The organism is Streptomyces luteireticuli, from assembly GCF_041519305.1.
GTDB classification, from domain to species: Bacteria; Actinomycetota; Actinomycetes; order Streptomycetales; family Streptomycetaceae; genus Streptomyces; species Streptomyces luteireticuli.
The window spans coordinates 1,616,620-1,633,383 of record NZ_CP167927.1; the positions used below are offsets into that span (position 1 = coordinate 1,616,620).

Genomic DNA, 16,764 nt, shown 5'->3' on the forward strand with positions numbered 1-16,764 from the left:
CCCTGGCCCGCCGGACGGGCTGAACAGCCCGTCCGGCGCTTGAGGACTAACGCGGCGAAGCCGCGTTGCGGGTCCGGGCGGAGCCCGGAAGAAACGGTGAAAGGGCGGGCCAGGGGCAAATCCCCCCCCCGCCTCACACCCGCGTCCGCTGCCCCACCGGCCGCACCGACTCCCCGTCCGCCCCCGCCCCCGCAACCGCCCCCTGTCGCCGCAGCGCCAGCAACTCCCCCTGCCACACCGCCAACGGCAACAACGTCGTCGTCAGCCCCAGCAACGCCCACACCCGCATCGCCGTATGCGCATGGCCGAGCACCACCGACGCGACCAGCGACAGCGTCAGCACCCCCGCCCACGTCAAGTGCGTACGGAACGTCACCACCCGGTCCGGGCTCGCGGAATCCCCCTTCGGGGTCACGACGAACCGCGAGCGCCGCCGCAGCAGCGCCTGGCTCAGGGAGCGGGCGTACACGGGCGCGGACAGCGCGGACATCAGCATGCCCGCCGTGCCGGAGGAGCCCGCCGGCTCGTGCGGGCTCACGTTGTGGCGGCGGTTCCAGACGTACAGCCCGATCTGCAGCGCCGCCGCGTCGCCGTAGAGCATCAGCCACACCTGCGACTCGACGTTGATCCCGGCCGCCCCGAGCCCCAGGAACAGGACGCACGACACCGCGCCCAGCACCCAGTTCATGGCCGCCATGGGGTAATAGGCCACCATCAGGCAGTAGTTGAGCACCCGTCCGGGCGACATGCTCCACACGGCCCGCCAGTACTGCCGCAGCAGCGTCTCGTACGTCCCGCGGGACCAGCGCAGTTGCTGGGAGAAGAAGTCGGTCCAGGAGGACGGGCCCTCGCCCACCGCGAGGACGTCGGGGGTGTAGACGGAGCGCCAGCGCCGGCCCGTCGCGGGGTTGCGGCGCCGGTGAATCTCCAGGCCGGTGGCCATGTCCTCGGTGATGGAGTCGAAGAGGCCGCCGATCTGGCGGAGCACGCCGACGCGGACGCAGTTGCTGGTGCCGACGAACATCGGCGCCCCGTAGGCGTTGCCCGCCCGCTGGATCAGCGCGTGGAAGAGGAACTGCTGGCTCTCGGCCGCCTTGGTCACGGCGGCCGTGTAGTTGCCGTAGACCTGCGGCCCGACGACGAACGCCACGTCGGGGTCGCGGAAGTAACCCAGCATCCGTTCGAGGAAGTTGGGCAGCGGGACGTGATCGGTGTCCACGCAGGCCATGAACTCGTAGTCGTCGCCGTGCGCGTCGAGCCAGGCGTTGTAGTTGCCGTGCTTGGTGCGGGCGCGGAAGCACCCGGACGGCTGGTTCCACCGCTCGATGCCCTTGCGGGTGAAGTGGCGTACGCCGAGCCGCTCGCAGAGCCTTTTGACCTCGGCGTCGTCGCCCTCGTCGAGCAGCCAGACGTCCAGCAGCCCCTCGTGCTTCACCTGCACCGCGCCCTCCAGGGTGGCGCGGACCATGGAGAGCGGCTCCTTGCCGGGGACGAAGCTGGTGAGGAACGCCACGCGGGTGCCCGGCTGGGCCCGTACGGGGACGGGGTCCCGCGCCACCCAGGTCGCATGCGCGTTGGAGACGACGTTGACCAGGCGGAACGTCTCGATGAGGCCGATGGAGACGATCAGCAGGACGTCCCCGGCGCGTTCCCAGCCGCTGATGAACGGCCGGGCCGCCCAGTGGTCGGGCAGCATCAGCCACACCAGCAGGACCAGGGACACCAGGGGCGCCGCCGTCACCAGGAGCAGCGCGCCCGCCTGTCCGCGCAGACCGCCGCGGACCAGCCGGCGGTAGCGCACCCGGTAGATCCCGGCGGGCGGCTCGGTCAGCTCCCCGGCGAGCCTGCTGAAGGTCGCGTAGTCGTAGTCCGGCCGGGCGCCCTGCGGGGACGGGGCGACGGGTCCGTCGGGACCGCCCGCCCCGGGTCCGCCGGGACCCTTGGAGCCACCGCCCGAGCCGGGGGAACCGGGGCCTCCGGGCGCCGATCCACCTCCGGGCCCGGGCACGCCATCGGCTGACGCTCCGTCATCTTCCGCCCTGCCCAGGGCTGTTCCCCCGGCCGTCCGGCCCGCGGCCCCTTCGCCGGGCGCCCGTGCCGCGGCGGGCTTCTCACGAGCCGCCGCCCGCCGGGCCTCACGTGCTGGAACCGCCACCACTACACCCCCAGCCACAAACGGACGAACAGGAAAGAGCGGAGAAAAACTAACAAAAAGGACCTACGATCATGTGACAAATTCACCGGACACACCTCGGCATCACCCACATGGCCCACACGTCGACGTACAACGCCCATGAGCCCTGGAAGTCATCGGTGAACTCGGACGGCCCCGATCCGGCCCGGCACCCTCCCGGCGCCGTGTTCTACGATGAGCGGATGGCGTTCGACGACCGGCCCACGGCGTCGGCGGGAACGACCGGCGACGGAAGAGCGGTAGGACAGTGAGCGGCGACGACGAGAAGTACGCCGAGAAGGCGATCGGCTGGCGCGTGCTGATCTACATCGTCCTCGGACACCTGCTGGCCGGCTTCATCTGGCTGCTCTTCTACCTCGGCTCGCACGCCTCGCACTGACCGGCGCCTCAGGGGCGGCCCACCTCCGGGGATCATCCCCATTCGCCCCATATTTGCCCGGAATTCCCAGCGCCCGGCGCCCTGCCGCACCACTGCCGCGCGCTATCGCATTTCACAAGGACAGGTGATTTCGGGAATCGCGGAATCCGGCCATGGGTATCCATGGATGCCACTCGGAATACCCGTCTGTCCTATGCCAGCGGAGATAACCGCGGCCGGGGCCCGGAGGCACGCCGCGCACGGCCGCGGGCACATGCCGAGGCGAACCGTACACCCTGGTCAACTCGCAGGTCAGCACTGCGGATCCATCCCCTCGAACCGGGGGCGGGGGCGGCCTTCCGCTGCTACTGTCCCCGGTCATGGAGGAGCTGTTCACCCCGGACGAACTCGACCGTATTGAAGCAGCGGCACACCGAGTGGGCCGTTCCCCGCACGATTGGGTCCGCGATCTCGTACTCAAACGTCTCTCGGGAGACTCGGAGCAAACGCATATTTCCCATCGCCGAACAATGCGCCCCGATTTCGAGGACGCGATCTGGCCGGTGACCCTGCACCGCCGCTCCGGTGGCGTCCTGCAGGAGCTGCACCACGCCGGATGCTGGGTGCCCAAGGGCGGCGAGGCCACCCTGACGACCGCCGAGGCCCGGGTGCAGATGGCCACGCACGATGTCCGCCCCTGCGACGCCTGCCAGCCGGAGCGTTTCCTCACCCCCTACTCCTGAGGCACCCTGCGGGCCTCCCCGGCCCACCAACTACGCTGTCCACGTCAAGATCATCAGACGGCGGGCGGGGTAGCGGGGCATGAGGGCAGGGACGCGGTTGACCGGGTGGGCGACGTTGCTCGTCGGGTACGCGACCGTACTCCTCGGCGCCCTCCCCGACCGTGAGCTGCCCCTCAAGCACGACCTGCCATGGTTCCTCGCCGCGACCGGGCTGTGCGGCCTGGGCTGGATCCTGGCCTCGGTGCTCGTCCGCGCGCAGCGGCGGGCCAGGCTGCGGAAGAAGACCTGGCGGCGGCGCTACGAGCCCTGGCCCGAACCGCGCGGGTCCCATGCACTCTCCTGGGCCCTGGGCCTCGGCATCGCCCTCGCCAGCGCCGCCGCGCTGACCCAGGGCGTCGGTCCCGACGGCGCCGACGGCAAGTGGCTCTCCGAGGTCACCCGGGCCGGCGGGCACACCCAGCAGCTGCGGGTGGCGAAGGTCGTGGGCCAGCCCGAGACGACCGGCTCGCGCACCGACGACGTGGAGGAGTTCAGCTCGACCATCGTGGTCACCGTCCCCTTCGACTCCGGTCCCCGGCAGGTGGCCGTGGAAGGGGTCCGCACCCAGGGCGAGCTCGAACAGGGCCGCTCCATCGAGCTGTTGTACGCGCCCTCCCGCCCCGACCTGGGCGTGCGGCCCCCCGTGGACAAGGACATCTCGTCCACCGTCGGCCGCCTCATCGCCCTGCCCGTCATCTGGATCCTCACCCTCACCGCCGGGCTGAGCAGCGCCGTCGCCATGCACCGCCGGGAGGCCGCCGTGGCCCGGGCCCGGCGCTTCGAGCCCTGGGTGCACCTGCCCGCGGCACTCCTGCTGCTGTGCGGCGCCCTGCTCGTCCTCCCGCTGCTCACCGGCTTCCCCGACACCGGCACCGGCTGGAGCCTGGCGATCGGCTCCGCGGCCACCCCGTGGCTGGCCCTGGCCTGGGTCACCCGCACCAGCTGAGGACGGAGACACGAAGCCGGAGACACGAAGAGGGCCGCCGGACGGCGGCCCTCTTCTTTCATGCGTGCCTGCGGTCAGCGGCGCCGGAACGCCTTGCGCACGAAGTGAACGATCAGCCAGATGACGGCGATGACGATCAGGATGAAGATGATCACCAGCACGATCAGGAAGATGCCCAGCTTCTTGAAGAAGCCCTTCTTCTTTTTCTTCTCCTTCGCCAGCGTCACCTGGCCGGCGTCCGCCTGCCGGACCTGAGCGACCGGCCGAACGCCCGTCTCCTGTGCTGCGGCGGCCGTGCCGCGGGTCTCCGTGCCCGTTACCGCCGCCGTCGCATGCTGTGCCGTACGGGCCGACGGGTGTGCGCTGACGGCCGACGCGGCGGGCGCGGCCAGCAGAGCGGTACCCAGCGCCAGAGCCACGACGGCGGAGAACCGGCGGGCCAGGCGCCCCCGGTTCCGTCCCTCGTGCTGCTGCTCGCTCTTCATCGACGCCCCCTGTATCTGGTGCTGATTGTCTGTCGGGTGCCCCGCGGCGCACGGCCGCGGTGCAAACCCCATTATCGGCACATCAGCACCGCCCCCAGCAGGGCGCACGGCTCCCTCAGCCGCTCTTGCGCCGGAACGAGCGCTGCCCGCCCGCCTTTCCATGGGTGCTATGGACCTTGGAGCCCTCCTGGCCCCGGCCGCCGGCGACCGCGTCGGCCGGCCGGCCCCGCTTGCGGTCCAGCGCCTCGCGGAACTTGCGCTTCACCTCGTCCTCGCGGGCCGCTCCTGCCTCGGTGCCGCCCTGCTCACCCGGCGTCGATTCGGGCATCAATACCTCCTGGGCCTACCGGTGTTCGCCACAGCTTGGCACAGACCGGGCGCGGAGGTCCCGTGCGAGGCGCCGTCAGACCGCCGACGCGTCGGGGCCGAAGCGGTCGACGGCCGCCGTCTGCACCTCGGCCTCCTCCGCCGGATCGGCGGCGAGCCGGCGCAGCTGCTCCACGACCCGGGCGTCCGCCGTGGTCGCATGGCGCGCCGCGAGCTCCCGGGTGGTCTCCTCGCAGTCCCACAGGCACTCGACGGCGAAGCCGGCGGCGAAGGAGGGGTCCGTCGCCGCGAGGGCGCGCGCGGCGCGGCCCCGCAGGTGCGACGAGGAGGTCTCGCGGTAGACGTGGCGCAGGACGGGGGCGGCGCAGCGGATCGCCAGGCGGCCCGTGCCGTCGACGAGGTCCCACAGCACCGGGGCGTCGGGCCCCTCGGTGCGCACGGTGCGCCGGAGGGCGGCCAGGACGAGGGCGGCGTCGTACTCGGCGCCCCGGCAGGCGAGCATCCCCGCGGCGGCGGCCCCGAGGCCGTCGGCGCGGTGGACCCAGAGGCGGGCGCGCTCCAGGGCGGCCGGTCCCCGCATGCGTTCGAAGGCGGTGACGGCGGACTCGGCGACGAAGGCGGAGACCTCGGCGGCGGCGTTCTCGATGAGGTCGAGGGCCTGCGGGTCGTCGTGCTCGGCGAGGTAGCGCAGGGCGGTGGCGCGGGCGGCCTCGGGGCCGAAGGCGGCGGCCTCGATGATCTCCAGCCGGTCCTCGGGGCCCGCCACGGCGTTCAGGCACCGGGCGCCGGCCGGGTGGCGCCACTGGACGGGGTGCAGGGCGAGGCCCTCCTGGACCCAGTCGAGCACCTCGCGCACGCTCCAGCCGGGCCGGGGCCCGGTGGGGCGCAGCTGGCGCTGCCAGCGGTCGAAGGCGCCCTGCTCCTGGGCGGCGCGCACCCGGGCGGCGGTGGCCGGGGCGTACTGGTCGTCCGCCCAGATCCGCCAGGGGCGCGGCTCGAAGGCGTCGCGCACGGCGGCGGCGAGCTGTGCCTCGCCCTCGGGGGTGCGCGGGAAGCGGGCGACGATCCGCTCGCCGAGGGCGGCGAGGGCGGCGTCGTCGTCGCGCAGCGCCAGCTCGTCCAGGGCCCACTGCCAGTTGCCGCCGGTGGCGGCGTAGCGGCGGAGCAGCAGCAGGGCGTCCTCGCGGCCGTAGGAGGCGAGGTGGCCCAGGACGGCTAGGGCGAGGCCGGTGCGGCCCTCGTCGGGGTCGAGGAGGTCGTCGGGGTGGAAGAGGTGCTCCTCGATCTCCGTCAGGCCGCCGTCGAGATCCAGATACAGGCGCGCGTAGTACAGGGACCGGTTCTCGACCTGCCAGTCGTGGCGGGGGTCGCTCCGGACGCACTGGTCGAGCGCCGCGAGCGCCTCGGCCCGCGGCGCCGCGAGGGCGTGCAGAGTCCCGTCGCCGCGGCCTCGCTGCAGGAGGCCGAGCAGGGTGCCGCTGGGCGCTATGTCTGGATCGAACATGAGGTCAGCATCCGGTGCGGGAGTCGGCGGGGCAACGGGATTTCCGTCGTCCGGCATTCTTGCCGGTGTCCACCGGGCTATGCCTGGTGAACTGGGAACTCGGCGGACCGAGCGCCCGCAGCCTACCCGGAGTCGGACGTTCCGCCGACCCCTCGCCCGATATGCCCCTTCACGCCTCCGGCATATTCCCATGTCACCACCGAACCGGGTATGGCCAAACGCCTTACGGGCAGTCGCCCACTGTGCAAGAGTCATCACGCAGTCCTCCCGGCCGCCCCGCGGGCCCGACCGGCGTCGGCCGCGCCCGCACCCCCACGGAGTACCTGATGCCGTCCCCTTCTTCTGCCTCCCCCGCGGAGTTCCCAGCGGACCACGCCCCGGGCGGACCGCCCGCAGGCGTCCTCGACGAGCTCATCTCGCAGACCCGGCGGCTGCGGGGCGGCATCGACGCCGTGCGGCGCGTGACGGCCGGCCCGCACGCCACGGAGGACCCGCTGGGCCGCTGGCAGCGCGCCCTGTGCGACCTCGCCACCCACCATCTCGACGACTTGGACGTCCACCTCGGCCAGCTCCGGGACGGCCCGCCCCTCCCCGACGCCGCCCCGGCCCCCGGGCCCGCCCCGGACCCGGGCCTCGGCGGCAGCGCCGAGTGGAACCTGCTCACGGACGAGGTCACCTGGTCCGAGGAGCTCTTCCGGCTCTTCGGCCGCTCTCCGCAGGACGGCGCCCTGACCCTGGACGAGCTGCCCTCCTGCCTGGTCGAGGAGGACCGGGAGCTGCTCGCCGCCCTGGTCACCGACTGCCTGGTCGACGGCAAGCCGATCGACGGCGAGTTCCGCATCGTGCACCCCGACGGGCCACGCACGGTGCAGATGCGCGGCGAGCCGGTGCTCGACGACGACGGCTGCACCGCCGCCATGTGGGCCGTCCTCCGGGACGTCACCGAGCTGCACCGCGGCCGGGACGCCGTGGCCGCCTCCGGGGACTCCCTGCACCACCACCGCCGGCTCGCCCGGGCCGAGCAGCAGCTGGCGGCCGGGCTCCAGGAAGCCGTGCTGCCGCCCTGGCAGGGCCCGCTGCCGCGCGCCGCGGGCCCCGGCGCCGCCCTCGACGTCGCCGGGCACTACCTCCCCTCCGCCGACAGCGCGCCCGTCGGCGGCAACTGGTTCGACGCCCTGCCGCTGCCCGACGGGCGGACCCTGCTCGGCGCCGGCGGTCTCACCGGGCGCGGAGTGGCCGCCGGCGCCACCATGGCCGTCCTGCTCGGCGCCGTACGCGGCATGGCCATGACGGGGACCGAGCCGGGCCCGCTGATGGGCTGCCTCAACCAGCTGGTCGACGCCTCCGGACAGCCCGCCCTGGGCAGCGCCGTCTGCTGCCGCTACGACCCCCGCACCCGCACCCTGGACTGGGCCCAGGCCGGACACCCCGCCCCGCTGCTCTTCCGCGGAGGCACGGCCCGCCCGCTGCCGCGCCCGGACGGAGTGCTCCTGGGAGCCATCGCCGACGCGCGCTACGAGCAGGCCGAGGAGCAGCTCCTGCCCGGCGATGTGCTCCTGCTGCACACCGACGCCTGCGCCGGGTCGAGCCTGCTTCCCGGACTGGCGGCCCGCTTCACCGAGGCGCGCAGCGCCCAGGAGTGCGTGCGCTCCGTGCTGGAGGCATGGAGCGGGGAGCGGCGGCAGGACGACGCCTGTGTGCTCGTGGCCCGCATCGGCGACTGAGCCCCGGCGGCCGGCCTCGGCCGGACCGGCCGCCCCGCGCCGGGCTCAGGCCATCGCCGTCCGGCTCTTGGCCGGGCCTTTGGGCAGCGCCCGCTGGATCTCCTGACGCAGGTCGGCGATGCGGGCGTACCCCGCGTACTTCCCGGTCAGCCGGTACATCTCGCGCAGCCGGTCCCAGGTGCGGTGGGAGGAGGTCTCCCCGATGGAGACCAGCGCCAGGCGCGCATAGGTGTCCGCCTGCTCCGGGTCGTCGCTGATGAAGCACGCCGAGGCCATCGAGATGTAGTCGAAGACCGTGGAGCGCTGGTGTCCGCCCTTCCGCAGCCGCAGCGCCTCCTTGGCGTGCCGCTGGGCGACGGCCGCCGCCCCGGGGTCGTGCTCCGCGAGCGTGCGATAGGCCAGGGCCTGCATCCCATGCAGGTCCGCCTCGTCGAAGTGCTGCATCCAGCTGGGCGGCGGGACGTCCTGCTTGTCGGAGACGAAGAGCTCCTCGGCCTGGCCCAGCGTCCGCCGCATCGCCTGCCCCTTGCCCATCGACGCCTGCGCCCAGGCCTCGATGGTGTAGAGCATGGCGCGGGTGCGCGGCAGGGTCTCGCTGCCGGAGCCGGACTTGGCGAGCTTCATCAGGTCCAGCGCGTCGTCCGGGCGGCCCAGGTGGACCATCTGCCGGGCGGCCCGGGAGAGCGCCTCGCCGGCCCGCGGCCGGTCGCCGCCCTCGCGGGCCGCATGGGCGGCGATCACGAAGTACTTCTGGGCGGTGGGCTCCAGGCCCACGTCGTGGGACATCCAGCCGGCCAGCACCGCCAGATTGGCCGCCACTCCCCAGAGCCGGCGCTGCAGGTGCTCGGGGTGGCGGTAGGCGAGCATGCCGCCGACCTCGTTGAGCTGGCCGACGACCGCCTTGCGCTGGAGCCCGCCGCCGCGGGCCGCGTCCCAGGCGCGGAAGACGTCGACGGAGCGCTCCAGCTCGTCGATCTCGGTGGAGCCCACCGGGGCCGCCTCGTACCGGTCGTAGCCGGCCTGCTCGGCATAGCCGGCACGGACCGTCTCCCGGTGGAGGGGATCGTCGAAACGGGGGGCGTCGGCCACGAGGACCGGATCGGTGTGCAGCCAGTCGTGCATCGCCCCGCTGAGTGCTGAGCCTGCGGCGAGCGCGGCGCCCGCGCCCACCAAGCCGCGTCGGTTGAGCATGAGGTCCATTCCCGTGAATTCGGTGAGGACCGCGGCGGTCCGCTCGGGCGGCCAGGGCAGTCCGTCGTGGGACTGTCCCCTGCCGGCGCGCCCGCGCCGGCCGAACCCGAGGTCCTCGATGGTCACGACACGGCCGAGGCGCTCGGTGAAGAGGGCGGCCAGCACCGTGGGCACCGGATCGCGGGGGGACTCCCCCATGTCGATCCAGCGCCGCACCCGCGAGGTGTCGGTCGCCAGCTGCGGATGGCCCATGACCGCCGCCTGCCGGTTGACCAGCCTCGCGAGCTCGCCCTTGGACCATCCGGCCAGGCCGAACAGGTCCGCAAGGCGGGTGTTGGGTTCCCTCGTCACGTCAAGCCCCCAGGTTCCTCGGCTGACTTGAAGGTATCGGTCGCTCAGGGGCCAGGCGAGTATTCGCCAGGGTTCGCCAGGGTCCGCCAGATGGTGTGCCACCCGCGGACGGGTGTGATGTAGGAACGCGCCACCCCGGCCACCCGGCGCGCATTCCCCAGGGTGCGCGACGACTGCACGCACGACCTGTTCCACCGCAGTCCCCGCACTCGCGGGGGGTGATCCGCGGGGGTGGCCCCTCGACGGCACACGAAGGGATCTGTTCCGCCCATGTATGCAGCATCGACCTCCGTGTCCGCTCCGCTCCGGCCGTTGCGGCCGCCCCAGCAGAGCGGCGGACCGTACCTCGATCCCTCCCATGCCGTGGGAGCCGCGTTCGGGGGCGGCCGGGCCCGGCGGGGCCCGGGGATCGGCGCGCAACCCCTCAGCGGAAGACTGGATCTGTCGGGCGCTCAGGGAGCCGAGCTCCGCCCGCTGATCGCCTCGGTGCACCGCATCTGCCCGGAGTTCAACCCCGTGCAGGTGCTGCGCCGGGGCAGCCGCTCCGTGCTGCTGGTCGGCACCGCCGGGCGGAACACCGCCGTGGCCAAGTGTTTACTCGACCACTCCCCCGCCTCCGCCGAGCGGTTCCAGCACGAAATAGCGACATACCGCGCGTTCGTGCGGCACCGCCCGCCCGTCCGCGTCCCCCGTCTCATCGCCGCCGACCCGGACAACGGCACCCTGGTGATCGAGCGGATGCCGGGCCGCCCCGCCGCGGCCCAGCGCCACCCGTCCGCCACCCCGCCCCGCGCCGACGTCCGGGTGGCGCTGGGCGCACTCTGCCGGGTCAATCTGTGGCGGCCCCCGGCCGGCATGTTCGACATGCCGCTGGACTACGGCCGGCGCATCGCCCGCTACCACGAGCTGGGCCTGCTCACCGACCGCGACCTGGGCGACCTCCAGAAGCTCCTGCACGGACTGGCCCATGTCCAGGGCCAGTTCTGCCACGGCGAGGCGGTCCTCTCCAACATCCTGCTCTCCCCCGCCGGCCCGGTCCTGGTCGACTGGGACCACGCCGGCTGGTATCTCCCGGGGTACGACCTGGCGACGCTGTGGGCCGTCCTCGGCGACGCCCCGGCGGCCCGCCGGCAGATCAGCCAGCACGCACAGGCCGCAGGGCCGACCTCGCGTGACGCCTTTCTGGTGAATCTGATGCTGGTCCTCACCCGGGAGATCAGGACGTACGAGACGGCCGTCCAGCGCTCCCTGCAGGAGCCGGCGCCCCCGGGCGCGCCCGACACCGGCGAGGAGCAGCGGCTGTTGCTGCGCCGGCTGCACGACGACTGCGCCATGGCCCGTCGTGCCGTACGAGCTGCGGTGGGCACCCGGTGAAGGGCCGCTGAAGGGCCGTCCGCCATCCGTCGACACGCCGCGCCCCGAGCGCGGCGTGTCGGCGTTCACCCCCACGGCGCAGCCTGCTCGGAAGTTGCCCCAGCCCAGGCCGTTGACGTGGACATAACACCCCGTCCAGTCTGTTTGACGGATCGTCTACTCGGCTTCTGCGCTTGGTAGTTTCGGGGCCCCGTCACTGCCCCCGCCACTCCGGCGCATGGCACGGCCCGCCTAGAGGAGGCTGCATTGCGTGGACCAGCCCCGGCATTCCGGATCGCAACGAGAACCGCGCGCCGCACCGGACGGGCGGCCGGGGCGGTGGCGTCGGCCGCCCTGCTGCTGCCCCTGGTCGCGGCCCCGCCCGCCGCCTCGGCCGCCCAGGCCACCGACGCGCTGCAACGGGAGTTCGCCGAGGCCGCCGCGGAGTACCACGTACCGCAGAGCGTCCTGCTCGCCGTCTCCTATCTCCAGTCCCGCTGGGATGTGCACGGCGGGGCCCCCAGCGTCACCGGCGGCTACGGCCCGATGCATCTGACGGACGCCGCCACGGCCCTGGCCTCCACCGCCCCGCCCGCCGAGCCCGGCGGCGACGCCCGCGGCGACTCGGCCGGGAGCGGAGCCCCCCGGCACGAGGCCGCGCCGCCCGCCCCTTCGCCCTCCGCCCTGCCGGAGCGGCTGCGCACCCTGCCCCGGGCCGCCGCGCTGACCGGTCTTCCGGCCGCCGCGCTGCGCGAGAGGACGGCGGCCAATCTGCGCGGCGGCGCCGCCCTGCTCGCCGACGCGCAGAAGCGGCTGGGCCTGCCGGCGAGCGGCAGCGCGAACGACTGGTTCGGGGCGGTGGCGAGCTACTCCGGCGCCTCCGACGCCGCGGCCGCCCGGTCCTTCGCCGACGACGTCTTCGAGGTGATCCGCTCCGGCCAGGAGCGCACCAACGACGCCGGCCAGCACCTGGTGCTCGCCGCGAGCAAGGCGCTCGCCCCCCGCACCGACCAAGTGGCGCGGCTGGGCCTGGCCACACCGCCGCCCTCCGGGGCGGAGTGCCCCCCGTCGGTGTCCTGCGAGTCGGTCCCCGCGCCCTACCAGAAGCTGGAGGGCTCGGACTACGGCAACCACGACGTGGCGGACCGGCCCTCCTCGCAGAAGGTGGAGTTCATCGTCGTCCACGACACGGAAGGAACGTGGGAGACGACCCTCCGGCTGATAAAGGATCCGGCGTACGTCTCCTGGAACTACACGGTCCGCTCCTCCGACGGGCACATCGCCCAGCACGTGCCCACCAAGGACGTGGCCTGGCACGCGGGCAACTGGTACGTGAACAGCAAGTCGGTCGGCATCGAGCACGAGGGCTTCCTGGCCCGCCCGGACGCCTGGTACACGGAGGAGATGTACCGCACCTCGGCCCGCCTGGTGCGCTACCTGGCCCAGCGGCTGGACATCCCGCTGGACCGCCAGCACATCCTGGGCCATGACAACGTCCCCGGCACGACCCCCGGCACGATCAAGGGCATGCACACCGACCCGGGCCCGTACTGGGACTGGGCGCACTACTTCGAGCTGATGGACCGGCCCTTCCACCCCACCGCCGGCCCGTTCGGCGGCCTGGTCACGATCCTGCCGGACTACGAGGTCAACGAGCCCGTCTACACCGGCTGCGAGAAGCCCGGGCAGAAGTGCCTCCCCCACGGCTCGGGCGCGGTCCGGCTGCACACCGCCCCCGGGGAGAACACCCCGCTGGTCAAGGACGCGGGCCTGCGCCCCGACGGCTCCCCTTCGACGACGGACGTCAACGACACGGGAGCGCGCGCCTCCACGGGCCAGCAGTTCGCGGTCGCCGACCGGCTGCCCGGCTGGACGGCCGTCTGGTACCTGGGGCAGAAGGCCTGGTTCCGCGACCCGTGGTGGTCGCCGGTCGCGGTGGGCGCGTACGGGAGGGCCGTCACCCCGCGCGCGGGGCTGAAGGAGATCCCGGTCTACGGGCGGGCGTATCCGGAGAAGGAGGCGTACCCGCCGGGCGTCCCGGTGCAGCCGCTGGTCCCGCTGCCGTACAAGCTGTCCGCGGGGCAGGCGTACGTGGTGGGCGCGGAGACCCCCGGCGAGTTCCTGTGGGCGGGCAACTTCGACGCGGCGGCCCACAGGGTGGTGCGGGGCAAGGAGCGGTACTACGAGATCCAGTTCGGCCACCGGGTGGCATTCGTCCGGGCCTCGGACGTGACGGTCCGGCCGGCCGGCCATTAGGGCCCGTGCCGACCCATCGGACACGCCCTAACCGGGGGCGGTGGCCCCGGGCGACCGGGGCCACCGGGCCTCAGCCCGCCTGGAACATCTCCGCGGGCAGCGGCTTGAGCAGCTGGTAGAGGTCGTCGGTGATGGGCCGGTCCCAGCTGGCGATGGTCACCAGGACGCCGTCGCTGCGGTCGAACTGGGTGCAGGAGATCCGGCTCTCGGAGCACTTCAGCCGGCGCACGATCAGCAGGTTGTCCTCGTGCATGACCGGCATGTCCTCGGTCTCCAGCACCTCGACCGGCTCGTCGTTGCCGAGCGCGGCCAGCAGCTGTGCGACCTCGAAGGGCACCTGCCCCTCGGCCAGCTCGCGGGCGGGCGAGCCCTCGGGCAGATTGCCGATGATCATCGCCGGGCCGCGGCCGCCGAAGAGGTCGTAGCGGAGGAAGACGCCCTGGCAGCTGCCGTCGGGCGCGGGCAGCAGCCCGGCCCCGAGGTCGCCCGGCCAGTCCCCGGGGTCCATGGCCAGGACGTCGAAGTCCGGCCCCGTGGGAGTGGCGGCGTTGCGGCGGCGGAGGAAGGACATGCGCACATCGTACGTGCCCGGCGAGTGCGGACGCCCCCGGGGCGACCCCGTGTAAACGGCTGGTACGGTCGCCGCTTCCCGGGAAACCGGGGGATTTGGGGAGAGGGGCAACGGGGGATGCCGGAGCGCACGCTCGACTACTGGAGACAGGGGCGGGGCCGGGTGCCGGACGAGGTCTGGGAGACGCCCGGTCTGCGGGTGCTGGTCCTCGCCGACAACGGCCTGACCGCGCTGCCCGCGCGCATCGGCGGGCTGACCGCCCTGCACACCCTCGACCTCGGGCACAACGCGCTGACCGCCGTCCCCGACGAGCTGGGCGCCCTCACGGGCCTGAGCCGCTGCCTCTATCTGCACGACAACGCGCTCACCGCACTCCCGGAGGCGCTGGGCCGGCTGACCCGGCTGCGCTACCTCAACATCGGCGGCAACCGCATCGGCCGACTCCCCGACGCCATCGGGGACATGACCACCCTCGTCGAGCTGCGGGCCCAGCACAACCGCCTCGCACGGCTGCCCGACACGATCGGCGGCCTCGGGGCGCTGCGCGAACTGTGGCTGCGCGGCAACCTGTTGGAGACCCTCCCCGCGTCCACGGCCCGGCTCCGCGAGCTGCGCGTGCTGGAGCTGCGCGAGAACGCGCTGGCCTCCGTACCCCCGGCGCTGCGCGGCCTGCCCCTGTTGCGCCAACTCGACCTGCGCGCCAACCGGTTGACCCGGCTGCCCGACTGGCTGGCCGAGCTGCCCTCGCTGGAGAAGCTCGACCTGCGCTGGAACGCCGTCGAGCCGGCGCCCCGGCTGCTGGAGGCGCTGGCGGAACGGGGCTGCGTCACCCTGTTCTGACCACGCACCCGGATCAACGCACCCGGATCAGGTGAGGTCGAACTCGCCCTCCCTGGCGAGCTCCACGAAGGCGCGCCACTCCTCCGGATTGAAGATCAGCGCGGGCACCTCGGGCGTACGCCGGTCGCGCATGGCGACGTACCCCTCGATGAAGCCGATCTGGACGTCACCCTTGCCCTGACTGCCCGACTGCCAGGTGGCGTTGGCCAGGTCGAGCCGCCGCCTCATGTCGCCCGCCAGGTCTTCGGTCGTGCTCTTCGCCACGTCCGCCGCTCCTCCCGGTTCGCCTTCTCCCGCCACCCTAGCGAGCGCTCCCCCGGACGGACAGGCCGCGGTCCGCCCCGGCGCTTCACCCGGACGGGCGATCGACGGCGACGGCGGGGCGGGCCCGGGAGCCACCCCTTGACGCCCGCCCCGCGTGCTGATTACTTGATCGCACACGGAACTACCGAATGATCGGTCGGCACACGGGGGTGTGGACGATGACGGATCCCGTCCTGGACGCGGCGGAACGCCTCACACGCGGGCAGCTGGCGGAGCTCCAGCGCGAACGGCTGCGCACCACCCTCCAGCACGCCTACGCCAATGTGCCCTTCTATCGCCAGGCGTTCGACGCGGCCGGGGTACGTCCGGAGGACTGCGCCGGCCTCTCCGATCTCGGCCGTTTCCCCTTCACCACCAAGGCGGACCTGCGCGCCCACTACCCCTTCGGGATGTTCGCCGTGCCCGGGGAGCGCATCCGGCGCATCCACGCCTCCAGCGGCACCACGGGGCAGCCGACGGTCGTCGGCTACACCGACCGCGACCTGAGCACCTGGGCCGACGTCGTCGCCCGCTCGCTGCGCGCGGCGGGCGCCCGGACCGGCGACAAGGTCCATGTCGCCTACGGCTACGGCCTGTTCACCGGCGGCCTGGGCGCGCACTACGGCGCGGAGCGGCTCGGCTGCACGGTGATCCCCGCGTCCGGCGGCATGACGGCCCGTCAGGTGAGGCTGATCCAGGACTTCGGGCCCCGCGTCATCATGGTCACCCCGTCCTACATGCTCACCCTGCTCGACGAGTTCGAGCGCCAGGGCGTCGACCCCCGGTCCACCTCGCTGCGCGTCGGGATCTTCGGCGCCGAACCGTGGACCGAGGGGATGCGCCGGGAGATCGAGGACCGCTTCGCCCTCGACGCCTGCGACATCTACGGCCTCTCGGAGGTGATGGGCCCCGGCGTCGCCCAGGAGTGCGTGGAGACCAAGGACGGGCTCCACATCTGGGAGGACCATTTCTACCCGGAGGTCGTCGACCCGGTCACCGGCGAGGTGCTGCCCGACGGCGAGCACGGCGAGCTCGTCCTCACCTCCCTCACCAAGGAGGCCATGCCCGTCGTCCGTTACCGCACCCGCGACCTGACCCGGCTGCTGCCCGGCACCGCCCGGGTCTTCCGCCGGATGGAGCGGATCACCGGCCGCAGCGACGACCTGATCATCCTGCGCGGCGTCAATCTCTTCCCCGCGCAGATCGAGGAGATCGTCCTGCAAGTGCCCGGCGTCGCGCCCCACTTCCAGCTGCGGCTGACCCGCGAGGGCCGGATGGACCGCCTGACGGTGCGCGCCGAGGCCCGCCCCGGCACCACGCCGGAGCGGCGGGCCGGGGCCGCCGGGGAGATCGCCCGGCGGGTCAAGGACGACGTGGGGGTCACGGTGGCCGTCGAGATCGTCGAACCGGAGTCGCTGGAGCGGTCGGTGGGGAAGATCAAGCGGATCGTGGACCTCCGGGAGCGGCCCGCCATGTGACCGGTTTTCCCTCAACCCCCGGAGGAATCAAGGGAGTCCTACTCCCACAGTGGAGTCCTACTCCCACAGTGGAGTCCTACTCCCACAGTGACCTCCGAACA

15 protein-coding genes are annotated in these 16,764 nt (G+C 73.1%); 8 read left to right on the forward strand and 7 right to left on the reverse strand.

Features of this window, described 5'->3' with window-relative positions; translation table 11 throughout:
• Positions 1–133 precede the first annotated feature (133 nt).
• A complete protein-coding gene (locus AB8735_RS06480; protein ID WP_344022585.1) occupies positions 134–2,008 on the reverse strand; it encodes a glycosyltransferase family 2 protein in 1,875 nt (624 codons plus the stop codon).
• 433 nt (positions 2,009–2,441) lie between these two features.
• Between AB8735_RS06480 and AB8735_RS06485 the strand changes: the two genes are divergently transcribed.
• The 3 genes from AB8735_RS06485 (at position 2,442) to AB8735_RS06495 (ending at position 4,280) form a co-directional block, all read left to right on the forward strand.
• Complete coding sequence (locus AB8735_RS06485) at positions 2,442–2,573, forward strand: DUF6126 family protein (protein ID WP_277965410.1); 132 nt, start codon at positions 2,442–2,444, stop codon at positions 2,571–2,573.
• Positions 2,574–3,082: 509 nt separating this feature from the next.
• The gene (locus AB8735_RS06490) at positions 3,083–3,295 is read left to right on the forward strand and encodes a DUF6233 domain-containing protein (protein WP_344022581.1); all 213 of its coding nucleotides are present in this window, start codon (positions 3,083–3,085) and stop codon (positions 3,293–3,295) included.
• Positions 3,296–3,374: 79 nt separating this feature from the next.
• Positions 3,375–4,280: a hypothetical protein gene (locus AB8735_RS06495; protein ID WP_372405950.1), complete on the forward strand. Its 906-nt coding sequence runs from the start codon at positions 3,375–3,377 to the stop codon at positions 4,278–4,280.
• 74 nt (positions 4,281–4,354) lie between these two features.
• Here the strand turns inward: AB8735_RS06495 and AB8735_RS06500 are convergent, their stop codons facing one another.
• The 3 genes from AB8735_RS06500 to AB8735_RS06510 form a co-directional block, all read right to left on the reverse strand.
• Positions 4,355–4,765, reverse strand: coding sequence for a hypothetical protein (locus AB8735_RS06500; protein ID WP_372405952.1), 411 nt, complete (start codon positions 4,763–4,765; stop codon positions 4,355–4,357).
• A gap of 115 nt (positions 4,766–4,880) precedes the next feature.
• Positions 4,881–5,093: a DUF5302 domain-containing protein gene (locus AB8735_RS06505; protein ID WP_372405955.1), complete on the reverse strand. Its 213-nt coding sequence runs from the start codon at positions 5,091–5,093 to the stop codon at positions 4,881–4,883.
• A gap of 75 nt (positions 5,094–5,168) precedes the next feature.
• Positions 5,169–6,596, reverse strand: a complete 1,428-nt coding sequence (locus AB8735_RS06510; RefSeq protein ID WP_372405958.1) for a HEAT repeat domain-containing protein — start codon at positions 6,594–6,596, stop codon at positions 5,169–5,171.
• Between the two features lie 326 nt (positions 6,597–6,922).
• Here AB8735_RS06510 and AB8735_RS06515 point away from each other — a divergent pair, with 326 nt between their 5' ends.
• Positions 6,923–8,320, forward strand: a complete 1,398-nt coding sequence (locus AB8735_RS06515) for a PP2C family protein-serine/threonine phosphatase (RefSeq protein WP_372405961.1) — start codon at positions 6,923–6,925, stop codon at positions 8,318–8,320.
• A 45-nt stretch (positions 8,321–8,365) separates the two neighbouring features.
• On the opposite strand, the gene AB8735_RS06520 is transcribed toward AB8735_RS06515, so the two are convergent.
• On the reverse strand, positions 8,366–9,862 hold the full coding sequence (locus AB8735_RS06520; RefSeq protein ID WP_344022568.1) for a hypothetical protein: 1,497 nt from the start codon (positions 9,860–9,862) through the stop codon (positions 8,366–8,368).
• Positions 9,863–10,132: 270 nt separating this feature from the next.
• Between AB8735_RS06520 and AB8735_RS06525 the strand changes: the two genes are divergently transcribed.
• Positions 10,133–11,236 (forward strand): aminoglycoside phosphotransferase family protein, encoded by a 1,104-nt coding sequence (locus tag AB8735_RS06525; RefSeq protein ID WP_344022566.1) that lies wholly within the window; start codon positions 10,133–10,135, stop codon positions 11,234–11,236.
• Positions 11,237–11,482: 246 nt separating this feature from the next.
• Complete coding sequence (locus tag AB8735_RS06530; protein WP_372405964.1) at positions 11,483–13,471, forward strand: N-acetylmuramoyl-L-alanine amidase; 1,989 nt, start codon at positions 11,483–11,485, stop codon at positions 13,469–13,471.
• 70 nt (positions 13,472–13,541) lie between these two features.
• Here the strand turns inward: AB8735_RS06530 and AB8735_RS06535 are convergent, their stop codons facing one another.
• Positions 13,542–14,042 carry a hypothetical protein gene (locus tag AB8735_RS06535; protein WP_344022562.1) on the reverse strand — a complete coding sequence of 167 codons (501 nt, stop codon included), beginning with the start codon at positions 14,040–14,042 and terminating at the stop codon, positions 13,542–13,544.
• Between the two features lie 117 nt (positions 14,043–14,159).
• Here AB8735_RS06535 and AB8735_RS06540 point away from each other — a divergent pair, with 117 nt between their 5' ends.
• Positions 14,160–14,882: a leucine-rich repeat domain-containing protein gene (locus tag AB8735_RS06540; protein WP_372405966.1), complete on the forward strand. Its 723-nt coding sequence runs from the start codon at positions 14,160–14,162 to the stop codon at positions 14,880–14,882.
• A 27-nt stretch (positions 14,883–14,909) separates the two neighbouring features.
• Here AB8735_RS06540 and AB8735_RS06545 read toward each other — a convergent pair whose 3' ends face one another.
• Entirely contained in the window at positions 14,910–15,146 is a 237-nt protein-coding gene (locus AB8735_RS06545; RefSeq protein ID WP_344022558.1) for a DUF397 domain-containing protein, read from the reverse strand.
• A gap of 218 nt (positions 15,147–15,364) precedes the next feature.
• Here AB8735_RS06545 and paaK point away from each other — a divergent pair, with 218 nt between their 5' ends.
• Entirely contained in the window at positions 15,365–16,663 is a 1,299-nt protein-coding gene (gene paaK, locus AB8735_RS06550; RefSeq protein WP_372405969.1) for a phenylacetate--CoA ligase PaaK, read from the forward strand.
• The last annotated feature ends 101 nt before the right edge of the window (positions 16,664–16,764 follow it).